This is a genomic window from Mycobacterium sp. UM_Kg27, assembly GCF_000972905.1.
Lineage (GTDB): Bacteria > Actinomycetota > Actinomycetes > Mycobacteriales > Mycobacteriaceae > Mycobacterium.
Genome location: NZ_JRMM01000354.1, coordinates 1 through 309, shown reverse-complemented (window position 1 = coordinate 309; position 309 = coordinate 1). Strand labels below are relative to the sequence as shown.

General features: G+C 74.1%; 1 protein-coding gene. It reads right to left on the bottom strand.

Annotated elements, in window-relative coordinates; genetic code table 11:
* Positions 1-309 (bottom strand): DUF222 domain-containing protein (locus LI94_RS21610; protein WP_046302553.1); only part of this gene is annotated, 309 nt, incomplete at both ends.

The following is a 309-nucleotide window of genomic DNA, read 5'->3' as shown; positions in this document are numbered from 1 at the left end:
GGTCGGGGTGTTCAGTGCGGTTTGGTCGGCGAGGACGTAGACGGTGACGTTGGTGGCGCGGGCGTCGCTGCTGGCGGCGGGGCAGTCGGTGTTGGTGCAGGCGCAGGCCAGGGTGTCGGCGCCGGCGGCCAGGGCGCCGAGGGCGTCGGCGCGGCGTTGGGCCAGGGTGCGGGGGTCGTCGTCGCAGACGGTGTGGGCCAGTTGGGTCAGGCGCCGGTCTAGGGCGGTGGCGTCGGTGGCCCAGAGCCGGCCCCATAGGGCGGTGGTGCCGTTTTCGCTGTTGCGGGTGTCGACGGTGACGTCGCGGCT